This is a genomic window from Bradyrhizobium sp. UFLA01-814 (assembly GCF_046718885.1).
Taxonomy (GTDB): domain Bacteria; phylum Pseudomonadota; class Alphaproteobacteria; order Rhizobiales; family Xanthobacteraceae; genus Bradyrhizobium; species Bradyrhizobium elkanii.
Genome location: NZ_JAQOSR010000067.1, coordinates 12,614 through 26,921 on the forward strand (window position 1 = coordinate 12,614; position 14,308 = coordinate 26,921).

General features: G+C 66.0%; 12 protein-coding genes. 3 read left to right on the top strand and 9 right to left on the bottom strand.

Going from position 1 to position 14,308, the window contains the following annotated elements; translation table 11 throughout:
- The first annotated feature begins 46 nt into the window (after nt 1–46).
- Both PMN64_RS21025 and PMN64_RS21030 read left to right on the top strand, forming a co-directional pair.
- The gene (locus PMN64_RS21025) at nt 47–553 is read left to right on the top strand and encodes a tyrosine phosphatase family protein (protein ID WP_018273050.1); all 507 of its coding nucleotides are present in this window, start codon (nt 47–49) and stop codon (nt 551–553) included.
- Between the two features lie 109 nt (nt 554–662).
- Nucleotides 663–3,368: a DUF2339 domain-containing protein gene (locus PMN64_RS21030; protein ID WP_411781989.1), complete on the top strand. Its 2,706-nt coding sequence runs from the start codon at nt 663–665 to the stop codon at nt 3,366–3,368.
- 25 nt (nt 3,369–3,393) lie between these two features.
- Here the strand turns inward: PMN64_RS21030 and PMN64_RS21035 are convergent, their stop codons facing one another.
- From PMN64_RS21035 to PMN64_RS21065, 7 genes are all read right to left on the bottom strand, one after another.
- On the bottom strand, nt 3,394–3,627 hold the full coding sequence (locus PMN64_RS21035; RefSeq protein ID WP_016844381.1) for a DUF6894 family protein: 234 nt from the start codon (nt 3,625–3,627) through the stop codon (nt 3,394–3,396).
- Between the two features lie 139 nt (nt 3,628–3,766).
- On the bottom strand, nt 3,767–4,345 hold the full coding sequence (locus PMN64_RS21040) for a hypothetical protein (RefSeq protein WP_028343719.1): 579 nt from the start codon (nt 4,343–4,345) through the stop codon (nt 3,767–3,769).
- Between the two features lie 186 nt (nt 4,346–4,531).
- Nucleotides 4,532–5,518 (bottom strand): MDR family oxidoreductase, encoded by a 987-nt coding sequence (locus tag PMN64_RS21045; RefSeq protein WP_411781990.1) that lies wholly within the window; start codon nt 5,516–5,518, stop codon nt 4,532–4,534.
- Nucleotides 5,519–5,648: 130 nt separating this feature from the next.
- A complete protein-coding gene (locus PMN64_RS21050) occupies nt 5,649–6,893 on the bottom strand; it encodes an MFS transporter (protein WP_411781991.1) in 1,245 nt (414 codons plus the stop codon).
- Between the two features lie 399 nt (nt 6,894–7,292).
- Nucleotides 7,293–8,771, bottom strand: coding sequence for a cell wall hydrolase (locus PMN64_RS21055; protein WP_411781992.1), 1,479 nt, complete (start codon nt 8,769–8,771; stop codon nt 7,293–7,295).
- Nucleotides 8,772–9,188: 417 nt separating this feature from the next.
- Nucleotides 9,189–12,098, bottom strand: a complete 2,910-nt coding sequence (gene ppdK / locus PMN64_RS21060) for a pyruvate, phosphate dikinase (RefSeq protein ID WP_411781993.1) — start codon at nt 12,096–12,098, stop codon at nt 9,189–9,191.
- 91 nt (nt 12,099–12,189) lie between these two features.
- Nucleotides 12,190–12,345, bottom strand: a complete 156-nt coding sequence (locus tag PMN64_RS21065; RefSeq protein ID WP_016844375.1) for a DUF3096 domain-containing protein — start codon at nt 12,343–12,345, stop codon at nt 12,190–12,192.
- 234 nt (nt 12,346–12,579) lie between these two features.
- Between PMN64_RS21065 and PMN64_RS21070 the strand changes: the two genes are divergently transcribed.
- The gene (locus PMN64_RS21070) at nt 12,580–12,939 is read left to right on the top strand and encodes a DUF1236 domain-containing protein (protein WP_028343713.1); all 360 of its coding nucleotides are present in this window, start codon (nt 12,580–12,582) and stop codon (nt 12,937–12,939) included.
- On the opposite strand, the gene PMN64_RS21075 is transcribed toward PMN64_RS21070, so the two are convergent.
- A complete protein-coding gene (locus PMN64_RS21075; protein WP_411781994.1) occupies nt 12,936–13,127 on the bottom strand; it encodes a hypothetical protein in 192 nt (63 codons plus the stop codon). The two genes, PMN64_RS21070 and PMN64_RS21075, sit on opposite strands and share 4 nt — an antisense overlap.
- Nucleotides 13,128–13,164: 37 nt before the next feature.
- Entirely contained in the window at nt 13,165–14,265 is a 1,101-nt protein-coding gene (locus PMN64_RS21080; RefSeq protein WP_411781995.1) for a hypothetical protein, read from the bottom strand.
- Nucleotides 14,266–14,308: the final 43 nt, after the last annotated feature.

Sequence of the window (14,308 nt, forward strand, 5' to 3'; positions counted from 1 at the left end):
TCGGGAGCAGCCGTTATAATCCGGTACACCCGATAGAAGGACCATCATGCTTCACGTCTGCTCGCTTGCCGCACTCTCCGACACGGTTCGCGCCACTGGCGCCAGCCATGTGCTGACCGTGATGGCCAATGTCGACCAGGTTCAGCGGCCGCCCTCCGTGCTGCCGGCCAACCACCTGAAAGTGTCGATGGACGACATCATCGAACAGATGGACGGGTTCGTTGCGCCCAACGAGACGCATATCGAGAAGGTGCTGAGCTTCGTGCGCGGCTGGGATCGCCAAGCACCGATGGTGGTGCATTGCTACGCCGGCATCAGCCGCTCGACCGCGAGCGCATTTGCCACGGTCTGCGCGCTCAACCCGCACCGCGACGAAATGTCCATCGCCCGGATGATCCGCGAGGCCTCGCCGATCGCGGCCCCCAACCGGCTGATCGTCAGCCTCGCCGACAAGGCGCTGGGACGCGAGGGCCGTATGCTGCGTGCACTCGACGCGATGGGTCCCGGCAGCATGAGCGTCGAAGGCCGGCCTTTCCACATCGATCTGGACTAAGCGCGGCCGGTCACGCCCGATCGCTTGAACTTCCGGTCCTCCTCACTGCACTACTAGGTTGCGACGGGCCGCCGGCTGGCCAAGTCCGGCGCGTCCTGCCGGAGGCCCGATGTTCGATTCGCCGTTCGACTTCCTGACGCTGGTCCTCGCCATCGTCGCCATCATTTTCGCGCGCAAGGCGCTGGGCCGAATCGACCTGCTGCAGCGACGCCTGGATGCGATCGAGGCCGCGGGCGGCGGCGCCGTGCGGACGGTCGTGCCGCCGCCGCTGGCCCCGCTGCAGGAGTTCGAGCAACCGCTGCCGACGGCGCCTTCCGCCGCGCCGCCACCGCTCCCGGAGGCTGCTCCCGGCGAGCCGGCCGCGCAGAGCGAGCCAGCCGCGGACGCTGCAGGCGCCGCACCGCCGCCCCTGCCGGAGCCGCCAGCTCCGCCGCAGCCGGCGCCCGGCTTCGAGGAGACGCTCGGCACGCGCTGGGTGGTTTGGATCGGCGGCCTGACGCTCGCGCTCGGCGGCTTCTTCATGGTGCGCTATTCGATCGAGGCCGGGTTGCTCGGCCCCGGCGTTCGCACGATGCTCGGCGGATTGTTTGCGCTGGCGCTGCTCGGCGCCGGTGAATGGACCAGGCGCCAGGAAAGCATCTCCAATATCGCGGCGCTGCCGATCGCCAACATCCCGGCGATCCTCACCGCGGCCGGCACCGCGGTGGCATTCGCCACCGTCTACGCCGCCTATGCGCTGTACGACTTCCTCGCGCCGGCAACCGCCTTCATCCTGCTCGGCATGGTCGCGCTCGGCACGCTGGCGGCCGCGCTGCTGCACGGACCCGCGCTGGCCGGGCTCGGCATCGTCGGCGCCTTCGTCACGCCGCTCCTGGTGTCGTCAGACAAACCCGACTTCTGGTCGCTCTACATCTACCTCGCCATCGTCACGGCGGCGGCGTTCGGCCTCGCGCGCATCCGGCTGTGGCGCTGGCTCGCGGTCACGACGATCGCCTTCGCGCTGCTGTGGACCTTCCCATGCCTGGCGTGCGGGCCCGAGATGATCGCGCCGCACGTCTTCCATGTGATCGCAGGCTTCGTGCTGGCGGCGCTGCTCGTGGTCTGCGGCTTCATGTTCGGTCCCGACGGCGATGGCGAGGAGATCGAGCCGATCTCCTCGGGCTCGCTCGCCGCCTATCTGCTTGGCGCGATGCTGATCGTGCTCAACAGCGCCCACGCCGACACCGCGATGATCGGCTTTGCGCTGCTGACGGCCGCAAGCCTCTTTGTCGCCTGGCGCGCGCCCGCCGCCGCCGGAGCGATCGGCGCGGCATCGGTGTTCGTCTTCATCGTGTTCGGCGAATGGGCCGTGCGCCGCAACGTCGACATGCTGGTGCTGCCGGGCGGCGCGATCCCCGGCATCGGCCCGTCCGCGACCGATGGCTCGGTCTCGCTGCATCTCGTCACCGCGGCGATTTTCGCAGCCGCCTTCGGCATCGCCGGCTTCCTCGCGCAACTGCGTTTTGCCACGACGAAGATCACGGTGACCTGGGCCGCCGCGGCCGTGTTCACGCCGGTCGCGCTGCTGGTCGCGCTCTACGCACGCATCGCGCATCTCGACCGTTCGATCCCGTTCGCGATATCAGCCGTGATGCTGGCGGCGGCCTATGCAGCCGCGACCGAGGCGTTGACCCGGCGCGGCGAGCGGCCGGAGCTGTCGCCTTCGATTGCGTTGCCCGCCACCGGCGCCCTCGCCTCGCTGGCGCTGGCGCTGACCTTCGCGCTCGACAAGGGCTGGCTCACCATCGCGCTCGCGCTGGTCTCGATGGGCACGGCGTGGCTGTCGGTGCGGCGGCCAATTCCGTTCCTGCGCTGGCTTGCCGCGATCCTGGCCGGCATCGTCGTGCTGCGCATCGGCTATGAACCGCGGATCGCGGGCGACACCGTCGGCAGCACGCCGATCTTCAACTGGCTGCTGTGGGGTTATGGCGTGCCGGCGTTGTCATTCTGGGCGGCAAGCCATTTCCTGCGCCGCAACGGCGACGACGTCCCGCTGCGCATCGTCGAATCCGCGGCGATCCTGTTCACGGTGCTGCTCGCCTTCATGGAGATCCGCCACGCGGTCAATAGCGGCGATGTCTATTACGCCAGCGCCGGGCTGACCGAGGTCGCACTGCAGGTCGGCGTGACGCTTGCGATGGCGATCGGACTGGAGCGGCTGCGCCTGCGCAGCGGCAGCATCGTGCACAATGTCGGCGCGATCCTGCTGACCGCGTTCGCCGGGCTTGCCAGCCTGTTCGGGCTGCTGGCGCTGGAGAACCCGATGCTGTGGTGGCAGGACGTCGGCGGCAGCTTCATCAACCTGCTGCTGCTCGGCTATGCGCTGCCGGCGGTGCTGGCGCTGCTGCTGTCCTATGCGGTGGCGGGCCATCGTCCTGCCGGCTACGCCAACACGATCGCCGCCGGCGCGCTGGTGCTTGCGCTCGCCTATGTCACGTTCGAAATCCGCAGGCTCTACCATGGACCGGTGCTGACGCGTGGCGAGACCACGGGCGCAGAGCAATACACCTATTCGATCGCCTGGCTGATGTTCGGCGTCGCGCTGCTCGGCGTCGGCATCATGGTCAACTCGCAGCGGGCGCGGCTCGCGTCTGCCGCGGTGATCGGGCTGACGATCCTGAAGGCGTTCCTGATCGACATGTCGACGCTCACTGGTGTCTACCGCGCGCTGTCGTTCATGTGCCTTGGCATCGTGCTGGTCGCGATCGGCTGGCTGTATCAGCGGATCCTGTTTCGCAGGCGGGCCGCTCCGCCGCTCGCGCAGGCCGAGGGTTAGAACCTGCCGTCTCGAAAGACAGCCTTCAGTCGACGGACTCGGCGACCAGTCGAATCCTGAACACGGGTTTTCTGCCCTCGTCGAGCAGCTCCATGTGCCATTCGCTGTTCTGCTTCAGATTACGCGAAATGCTGCCGAGGAAATTTCCGCAGACCTTGGTCATCTCGGCCCAGGCCACGTCGCGGCTTTCAAACTCCGTCGCGTGGTCGGATGCACCAGCGTAATCGCCGTCACTGATTCGAAAGAAATACTGCGCCATATGACTACTCAAAATCAGAGTCCCCAATGTCCCGCCTCGCGGCGAACGCCAGGTATTGAGTAGCGAGCAAGGCGTGGCGACCGCCATCCGTATGACTACGGCTTGGCGGCGCTATTCCCGCTAGCGCGCAGATGAAAGGTTAGTCAGTGGAGCGGCGCAATTCCGGCGCGCTCTCGACCTTGGCGGGCTCGGCCTTGACCGGCTCGAGCTTCGCGCTTCCGACCTGCGGCGTCTCAACGCGCGACACTTCGGTCTGCGAGGCATCCGCGGATCGGGTGCGCGGATGCAGCGAGCGCGGACGCGCCGCCGCGCGCGCCATCAGCATCTGCTGGCCGCCCTGGTGATGGAAATCGCAATAGGCAAAGCCCATGCCGGAGACCGAACCGCGGAACGTGCGGTCATCCTGCTTGTCGAGATTGAAGCACGGTTCGAACGGAATGCCCTTCAGGGACGCGCAAACGCTCTGACCGCGGATCTGCAGCGTGTTGCCGGGCAGCCGCACGTGACGGATCGGCCCCGAGCCGGAGAACTGGATCGAGCCTGTCGCACCCAGATCGTCGAGGATGCGGCCGGCGCCGCGGGTGCCATCGAAACAGGTGAACGCGAACACCTTGCCGGCGACGAACCTGCGGGCCTCATCGGCGTTCATCTGGCCCGCGAATGCCGGCACGACCATCGCTCCGGCCGTGACGGCCCCCAACACCAAACGCGCAAGCATGAGCTACTCCACTGACGAGCGCGGGCACCCGCTCCTTGTTGCGCATGATCCCCGCACCAACGCTTCTCGGCGTCTGCGCGAGGAAACCCGGCCCCCCGGGATCATGCCGCAAGTCTCTTTACCCGCTGCTTACCATACCAACAGTGGCAACATTGGAGCAGCTTGGTTGGTAAAGTCTGAACGTCCTCAGACTATTTTTACCACGATGCGGCCGCGGACCTGGCCACCGAGGATTTTCGCGCCAAAGCCGATGACTTCGTCCAGGGCGATTTCGTGAGTGATATCAGCCAGTTTCGCCTTATCCAGGCCACTGGCAAGGCGGCGCCAGGCGGTCCTGCGCAGTTCGATCGGACACATCACTGAATCGATACCGAGAAGGCACACACCCCGCAAAATGAAGGGCGCGACCGACGACGGCAGATCCATACCGGCCGCCAGACCGCAGGCCGCGATGGCTCCGCCGTACTTGGTCATCGACAGCAGGTTGGCGAGCGTGGTCGACCCGACGCTGTCGACGCCGCCGGCCCAGCGCTCCTTCGCCAGCGCCTTGGGCGCACCTGACAGTTCGGCGCGGTCGATCACCTCGCTGGCGCCGAGACCCTTGAGATAGTCTGTCTCCGACATCCGCCCGGTCGACGCGATAACGTGGTAGCCGAGCTTCGACAGCACGGCGATCGCCACCGAGCCGACGCCGCCGGCGGCACCCGTGACCACCACCGGGCCGCTCTTCGGGGTCAGACCGTGCTTCTCCAGCGCCAGCACCGAAAGCATCGCGGTATAGCCGGCGGTACCGACCGCCATCGCATCGCGGGCCGAGATGCCGTCGGGCAGCCGGACCAGCCAGTCGCCCTTGACCCGGGCCTTTTCGGCATAGGCGCCGAGATGGGTCTCGCCCATGCCCCAGCCGTTGCAGACGACCTTGTCGCCCGCCTTCCAGTCCGGATGGCTGGATTGCTCGACCGTGCCGGCGAAATCGATGCCGGCGATCATCGGGAACCGGCGCACCACCGGCGCCTTGCCGGTCAGTGCGAGGCCGTCCTTGTAGTTCAGCGTCGACCACTCGATGCGGACGGTGACGTCGCCGTCCATCAGCTCGGCTTCATCGAATTGGGTGAGTGCGGCGGTGGTACCCTTGTCCGCCTTGTCGATCCTGATTGCCTTGAACGTTGCCACGATGTGCACTCCCCGTAATCTTGGTTTCGGGGAATGGTTTAGAACATGATCCGGGAAAGTGGAAACCGGTTTTCCCTCGCGACAAACGCGGAACGCGTTTGCGCGGAGATCATGCTCACTACAAAGAGCATCAGGCAGGCTGCGCAACCGGGCGGACGACGGGCTTTTCGACGATCGGCAGATTGATCAGCGCCGACAGCACGCCAAACAGCACCGACAGCCACCAGATCGGGGTGTAGGAGCCATACTGCTCGAACACGATGCCGCCGAGCCAGACTCCGAGGAAGCCGCCAACCTGATGGCTGACGAAGGCGAAGCCGTACAGCGTCGCAAACCAGCGCGTGCCGAACATCAGCGCCACCAGCGCCGAAGTCGGCGGCACTGTGGAGAGCCAGGTCAAGCCAGAGATCGCGCCGAACGCGATCGCCGAGAAGGTCGTGATCGGGAACGAGATGAAGGCGATGATCGACAGCGCGCGGGTGAAGTAGATCACCGACAGGATGTAGCGCTTCGGGAAGATGTTCTGCAGCCAGCCGACGCTGAGCGAGCCCATGATGTTGAACAGGCCGATCGCCGCGATCACCCAGCCGCCGGTCGATGCCGGAATGCCGCGGTCGGCGAGATAGGCCGGCAGATGCACGGTGATGAAGGCGAGCTGGAAGCCGCAGGTGAAGAAGCCGAGCACCAGCAACACGTAGGAGCGATGGCCGAAGGCCTCCGCCAGCGCAGTCCTGAACGATTGCTGATCGGCGGGCGCGGCGTCATGCACCTCCGCGGGCGGTGTCGAGAGCGCGAGCGACAGCGGCAGGATCAGCAGCATCAGCGCGCCGAACACCAGCAGCGCGGTCTGCCATCCGAAATTGTCGATCATCGCGACGCCGAACGGCGCGAACAGGAACTGGCCGAACGAGCCCGCAGCGGTGCCGGCGCCGAGCGCGATGCCGCGCTGCGCGGGCGGCAACAGCTTGCTGAACGCCGACAGCACCAGGTTGAACGAGGAGCCCGACAGGCCGAAGCCGATCAGGACGCCGGCGCCAAGGTTGAGCGAGAGCGGCGTCGCCGAGTAACGCATCAGGAGCAGGCCCGCGGCGTAAAGCAGTGCGCCGACGACCATCACACGCAGCAGGCCGAAGCGGTCGGCGATCGCGCCGGCGATCGGCTGGCCGAGCCCCCACAACAGGTTCTGCAGCGCCAGCGCGAGGCCGAACACGTCGCGGCCCCAGGCGAATTCATGGCTCATCGGCTGCACGAAGAAGCCGAGGCTGGAGCGCGGGCCGAAGCTCAGCAGCGCAATCGCGCAACCGCAGACGATGATGACAAGCGGCGTGCGCCACGTGCTCGACGTCGGTCGAAGATCCCCGGCGGTAACGGCCATCTTGTCTTCCCCCGCAACTGCTGCGCGGGGAGCCGCCCCGCCGAACGTTACGGGGAATTAATGCAGGTGCATGAAAACCCCAAGAGGGGCCGGAGAAAAATATTCGCCTGCAGGGCTGCTCTGCAGAATCGGGGAGGATGATGACCGTCATTCCGGGGCAGGCCCTGCCGGCCATCCCGGAACGACGTCGTGAGGTTGCGACGCGTCTGCCCCAAATATCGCGACGGCTCAGGCCGAACGGCGGGGAACGTTGCCGTCTCCTTCCCCCTGAAAGGGGGAAGGTCGGGATGGGGGGTCAGCCACAAGCATCGCCGCTCGCGGAGGGACCAGATCCCCACCCGCTTTGCTCTGACGAGCAAAGCGACCTCCCCTTTTCAAGGGGAGGTTAGGTTGACAGCCCTATCGCCGGGCGCTGGCCTGCTCGGCCGAGCTCTGGGCGGCCTCGGCAAGTTGCGCCGAGATCTTGGCGGTCTCGGCCGGGTTGCCCCAGCTCGGCGCGTCGCTGCCGTCGCCCCAGGCGCGCGGGCGATAGAAGGTATGGACGCCGAACTTGTACATCTTCTTCATCTCGCTGACCCAGGACGGCCGCACCCAGTAGGCGTGGTAGTGGGTCGAGCGGTCGACTTCCGGCAGCCACAATTCGCCGTCGAGCATCGCCTTCGCGATCTTCCTGGCGCGATCCCACATGTCGGGCTCGCGGACGACGTCAGCGATGTTGTCGCAGGCGAAGGTGAACTGACAGGCGTAGTGGCGGTTCTTGTTCTGGTAGACCACGCCGCACACCGTCTCCGGATATTTGCCGGAGAAGGCGCGGTTCAGCACCACCTGGGCGACCGCGATCTGGCCGCGCACCGCTTCGCCGCGGGCTTCGAAATAGACCGCCTCGGCGAGGCACTTCTCCGACTTGGCGCGCGACTTCTCGTCGAACAGGCCGAGCCGCTCCGCCGGCGTCTTGGTGTGCTGGTCGTCGGCATTGACCTCGCCCTTCGGCGCGATGCTCTCGCCCATCTCGCCGGCCTTGACCGGACCATCGGCATCGACCGGCAGTGATGCCATCACCTTCATGTCGGGATCGGGCGTTGTTGCCGGCGTCACGACAACCGGCGCCTCGCCGGGCTGCCAACGCTCGAGGTTCTCCGGCGTGCCGAGCGACGAGCCGAAGAACAGGCTGGCGGTCTGGAATGCGAACGGGTCGCGCTCGCGCGCCGCATCGGCGGGCGCAGCCGCGGGCTTCGCGGGCGCGGGCTTTAGATCGTCGAGCGGGTTGGCCTCGAGCGACAGTGACACGTCGTTCTGCTGCGGCGACGGCTTGGCATATTGCGGCAAGGGCGGCGCGCGCAGCGCCTCCTGCAATTCCGGATCGAGCGGCGCGCTATCGGCCGGCGCGGTCGCGGTCTTCATGCCCTTGACCGACGAATTCGATGTCGCGGGATCTTCGTTCGCCGGCGCCGTATTTGCAGGCTCCGCCGGTTCGACCTGATCAGGCCGCCGAACGACGAGGCGATCGCCCTTCAGGGTGCGATCGACCTTGGGAAAATCGGATGCCTGGAAGCGCGGCGGCGGGGCTGTGATCGGATTGCGCGTCACCGTTCCGGTGATGTCGAGGTTCGCGCTGTCCAGTCTTGCGAGCAGGATTTGCGGGGCTTGCGGCGCGGACGTGCCGATCGGACGGCCGAAACTGTAGGTCGCGACCTGAATGGAGCCGACGGCGGAGGCGAAGACGCGCTTCTGCCAGCGCTCGGCGACGCCGGGCTGCCGGGCCAGGAGCGAGGCAATATCCTGATATCCGATCTCGGTCGGCATAAGTGCGAAGATGCCAAGACCGAGACCGAAGAGCGCAAGACGTGCGCCCTTCGGCTGGTTACGCGACACAAACATCGTACGCTCACGCAACGCTTACTGAGTGCAATCGAACGCGGTACATCCGCGCAATTCGACCTTTCCCGTTGCTAAACCGTTTAGGTTGCCGCGGAGTTAATCGGCGTTGCTCGCGCGCTACACTCAAGCGATCGCAGATGTTTCGCATGTTGCATTGCGCGCCTTGGTAAACGCGCGGCGCATGAAAGTCGTAAACAGCAGGTCAACGGGGATGGTGAACAAAGTGTTGAAAACGCGGGGACGGCCAATACAACCGTCATTGCGAGGAGCGAAGCGACGAAGCAATCCATGTCTCGGCAAGTGGAAACATGGATTGCTTCGCTTCGCTCGCAATGACGCTATTTGCACGCTGCCTCAACAAGCAAAATGGCCGGGACTTGGTCCCGGCCATTGCACTTCTCTGAACTACGTAGTCGCTCACGCCTGGCTGGCGATCGCCTTGCCGAGCGCGGCCTGCGCCGCGGCGAGACGCGCGATCGGCACGCGATAGGGCGAGCACGAGACGTAATCGAGCCCGACCTCGTGGCAGAACGCGACCGACGCGGGATCGCCGCCGTGCTCGCCGCAGATGCCGACCTTGAGGCGCGGCCGCGTCTTGCGGCCGCGGGTGACGCCGATCCTGACGAGTTCGCCGACGCCGTCGCGATCGACCGAGATGAACGGATCGATCTCGAGGATGCCCTTGGCGACATAGGTGCCGAGGAAGCTCGCGGCGTCGTCACGGCTGATGCCGTAGGTGGTCTGCGTCAGATCGTTGGTGCCGAAGGAGAAGAACTCCGCGGTCTCGGCCACCTCGCCCGCCATCAGGCAGGCGCGCGGCAGCTCGATCATGGTGCCGACCTGGTAGCTCAGCTTGACGCCGGTTTCCTTCATCACCGCGTTGGCGGTCGCATCGATCCGCGCCTTGACCAGATCGAACTCGGCCTTGGTCGCGATCAGCGGCACCATCACCTCGAGACCGACCGGCTTGCCGGTGCGCTTGCCGGCCTCGACGGCGGCCTCGAAGATCGCGCGCGCCTGCATCTCGGCGATCTCCGGATAGGCGATCGCAAGACGGCAGCCGCGGAAACCGAGCATCGGGTTGAACTCGGAGAGTTCGCGGGCGCGGTCGGCGAGCTTGCGCGGATCGGTGTTCATGGCGCGCGCCACTTCCTCGATCTCGGCCTGGGTGTGCGGCAGGAACTCGTGCAGCGGCGGATCGAGCAGGCGGATCGTGACGGGCAGGCCCTGCATGATCTCGAACAGCTCGACGAAGTCGGCGCGCTGCATCGGCAGCAGCTTCGACAGCGCGGCGCGGCGCGACTGCTCGTCCTCGGAGAGGATCATCTCGCGCACGGTGCGGATGCGGGTCTCCTCGAAGAACATGTGCTCCGTGCGGCAGAGGCCGATGCCTTCGGCGCCGAACTTCACGGCGGTGCGCGCGTCATCGGGCGTATCGCCGTTGACGCGGACGCCGAGCTTGCGGACCGCGTCGGCCCAGCCCATCAGCGTACCGAACTCGCCGGACAGTTCCGGCTCGATCATCGGCATGCGGCCGGCCAGCACCTGGCCGACCGAGCCGTCGATGGTGATGACGTCGCCGGTCTTGAAGGTGCGCGAGCCCACGCTCATGGTGCCGCGGCCGTAATCGACGCGGATGGTGCCGCAGCCGGAGACACAGGGCTTGCCCATGCCGCGCGCAACCACCGCCGCATGCGAGGTCATGCCGCCGCGGGTGGTGAGGATGCCTTCCGCGGCGTGCATGCCGTGGATGTCTTCCGGGCTGGTCTCGATGCGGACCAGGATGACCTTGCGTCCGTCGGCCTGCAGCTTGGCCGCTTCGTCCGACGAGAACACGATCTCGCCCGAGGCAGCACCAGGCGACGCCGGCAGGCCGGTCGCAATCACGTCGCGCTTGGCGGCCGGATCGATGGTCGGGTGCAGCAGCTGGTCGAGCGATGCCGGATCGATCCGCGTCACCGCGTCCTTGCGCGAGATCAGGCCTTCATTGGCGAGCTCGACCGCGATGCGCAGCGCCGCCTTCGCGGTGCGCTTGCCGCCGCGGGTCTGCAGCATCCACAGCTTGCCCTGCTCGACCGTGAACTCCATGTCCTGCATGTCGCGGTAGTGCTTCTCGAGCAGCGTGTAGATCCGCGTCAGCTCCTTGAACGCGACCGGCATCGCGGCTTCCATCGACAGCTTGTCGGAGCCGGATTCCTGGCGCGCTTCCTCGGTGATGTCCTGCGGCGTACGGATGCCGGCGACGACGTCCTCGCCCTGCGCGTTGATCAGGAACTCGCCGTAAAGCTTGCTCTCGCCGGTCGAGGGATTGCGGGTGAACGCGACGCCGGTCGCCGAGGTCTCGCCCATGTTGCCGAACACCATCGCCTGCACATTGACGGCGGTGCCCCAGGATTCCGGAATGTCGTGCAGCTTGCGATAGGTCACCGCGCGGGCGTTCATCCAGGATGAGAACACCGCGCCGATCGCGCCCCACAGCTGATCGTGCGGATCCTGCGGGAAGTCGTGACCGGTCTCCTTGGCGACCGCCTCCTTGTACTTGCCGACCAGCTCGACCCAGTCGTCGCCGGTGAGGTCGGTGTCGAGCGAATAGCCCTGGCCGTCCTTGAAGGTGTCGAGGATGTCCTCGAAGTGATGATGCTCGAAGCCGAGCACGACGTCCGAATACATCGTGATGAAGCGGCGATAGCTGTCATAGGCGAAGCGGCGGTCGCCGGAGAGTTCGGCGAGCGCCTCGACGGTGCTGTCGTTGAGGCCGAGGTTGAGCACGGTGTCCATCATGCCCGGCATCGAGGCGCGCGCGCCCGAGCGGACCGAGACCAGCAGCGGGTTCTTGGCGTCGCCGAACGTCTTGCCGGTCAGCTTGCCGACATAGTCGAGCGCTTTCTCAACCTGAGCTTTCAATTCCTTCGGATACGCCTTGTCGTGTTCGTAGAAATAGGTGCAGACCGAGGTGGGAATGGTGAAGCCGGGAGGCACCGGCAGGCCGAGATTGGCCATTTCCGCGAGGTTGGCGCCCTTGCCGCCGAGCAGATTGCGCAAGGTCGCCTGGCCCTCGGCCTTGCCGTCGCCGAACGTATAGACCCACTTGCCGGCCTTGATCGCAGCCGGGGCCGCCTTCTTCGCAACGGCCTTCGCCGGCGCCTTGCTGGCGGGCTTTGCGGCCGGCTTTGCAGCCGATTTGGGGGCGGCCTTCGGCGCCGCCTTCGGGGCGCTCTTCTTCAGCGCCTTGCGCACTGGTGCGGCCTTGCGGGCTGCGGCGGAGGGCTTTGATTTCGCTGCTGTTTTCTCGGCAGTTTTCTTGGACTTCGCGACGGCTTTGGCCATGTCAGACAACAATCCGAAAAGAGGGGTCGAAGATGCGCGCCTTACACCATTTTGAGGGGTTCCGCGCAAGCCGCGAAACCCCGCTTTCCCGCTAGAGGTGCAGCCAGCGCAGCAGACCCATCCCCACGAGCCCGACGAAGATCAGATAGATCGCGACGATGTAATTCAGGAGCCGCGGCATGATCAGGATCAGGACGCCTGCGATCAGAGCCACGATAGCAGGCAGATGCCCAGCGGTGATGGTCATTGAAGTTTTCTCCGGGGGTTTCTTGGAAGAGCGAATCGAGCGGCAGTTTATCCGCTGAGGGGGTTCCCACATCAAGACGCCCGCGCGGCCTGAGAGTTCCCGTAACTCACGAAAATTGCTCCAAATTGCCGCGTATATGGCGGCGGTTTTCCGGAACATCACCGCAGCCGATGCATTGGCTCGCCGTGCGCATCGGCGAAGGCTGGCGCGCACCGAAAAAGAATGGAGCGAGCCATGCGAAACAGAATACTTGCCGTTGCAGCGGTCGCTGCTGCGATCACGGTGCCGGCTGTTGCCGCACAGGCCCAGACCGTTGGCGTCGTCCGCGGTGGCCCGCCGGTTGCAGTCGATGATGACGAGGGCATTACTGTCGAGCAGCGTCCGGCCTTCCGCGAGTACATCGTGCGCGAGCGCGTGCCGAACTACACGGTTCCGGATCGCATCGTGGTCGGCACCGTGCTGCCGGACGCCGGCGTGACCACTTACGACGTGCCGCAGCGGTTCGGCGCGACGCCCTATCGTTACACCGTCGTGAACGGTGAGACGGTTCTGGTCGAGCCGCGTTCGCGACGGATCGTTCAGGTGGTCGACTAGATCAACGTCAGCACGATCGCCTGAACGACAGTCCGGGCGCCGCGCAAGCGGATGTGCGCGAGGATCGACCGGACCAGAAAGCCCCGTCCGGCCTCCCCTCCGGGCGGGGCTCTTCCGTCGTGTTGTGATCGTCGTGTTGTGATGAATTCCCGCGCCTGGTCTTGACGCGCTTTCTTCACGTTCTTCATGCAACCCGCTGCGCGCTTCGCTTCAGTGTCGAGTGGGTTACGATTTGAGGATCGAGAGCAGCGTCGAGGTCGACTTGTAGCTCTTGATCGCAGCGTCCTGGAAATCCTGCGTCCAGTTGGTCGCCTGGCGCTCCTCCGCGCTCATCGAAGAATACTGCTTGAGGATGCCGAGGCTGAACTGGCGCGGATCGCCGGCGGTCTGGCTCTGCTTCAGCGCGTCGAGCACGGCGAGACGCGTCCGCGTGTTGAGTTCCTGCTTGGCCGCGAAGATCTCCTCGGTGGAGAACTTCTTGTCCTGGTTCAGCGAGATCGCCGAGAGCGAGCGGTTGTCGAGCGAGGACAGGTCGGCGAGTTGTCCGGTCTTGCGGCGGGAATCGTAGACCAACTCCTTGCCGCTCTTCGCCGCCTCGCTCTTCTGCCGATCGAGGAAGGCGCGCACGTCGCCGGCGATGCTGCTGAAGTCGCGCGCGGTACTCTTCGTGGGAGGCGCCGTCCCCGCCAGCGCGGCCGCGATCGGATCGCCGGAAATTCCAGATGGCGCCGTGTTGGGATCCTGCTGCGTCGCCTGATAGCCCTTCAGCACCGCGGCGCGCTGGCTGGCCCAGGTCGCGGTGGCCTTCTCCTCATCGCTCGCCCCATCGAGATAATCGAGCGCGGCCTTGTAGCTGACGCTGTAGTCGCCGGTCAGGCGCGTGGTCGCCAGCGACGGTTCCAACGCCTTGTCGAAGCGCTGCTTCAGTTCGGTGGCCGCAACCGCCTGCTCGTCCGGCGTGAACTTGCCGCCATTGTTGGTCGAGATCGCAAACAGCGAGCGACGGTCCAGCGTCGAGAGATCGATGGTGGTCTTGCCGTCGACGATCGGTGCCTTGACGCCGGCGACCGTGTAGAGCCGGTCGAGCGTGATGCGCGCGTCGCTGGTGACGGTGGCAAAATCCGGCAGCGGCGCCTTGGCGAGCTGCGCGCGGGCGGCGTCCGACAGCGTGAGGTTGGTTGCGGCGTTGGACGCCGAGGACGCCGACAGATCGCCGGCGGTGCCGTCGCCCGACAAGGTCGCCGCCAGCGAGGGCGTCGCTGCTGCCCGCGCATAGGCCGAACCATATTGGGCGTAGGGATTGGGCGTGGTGCCGATCGAGGTCATCGGGCGGTCCCTGCATTGGCGCGAGGGGCGATGTCTTAAGAAA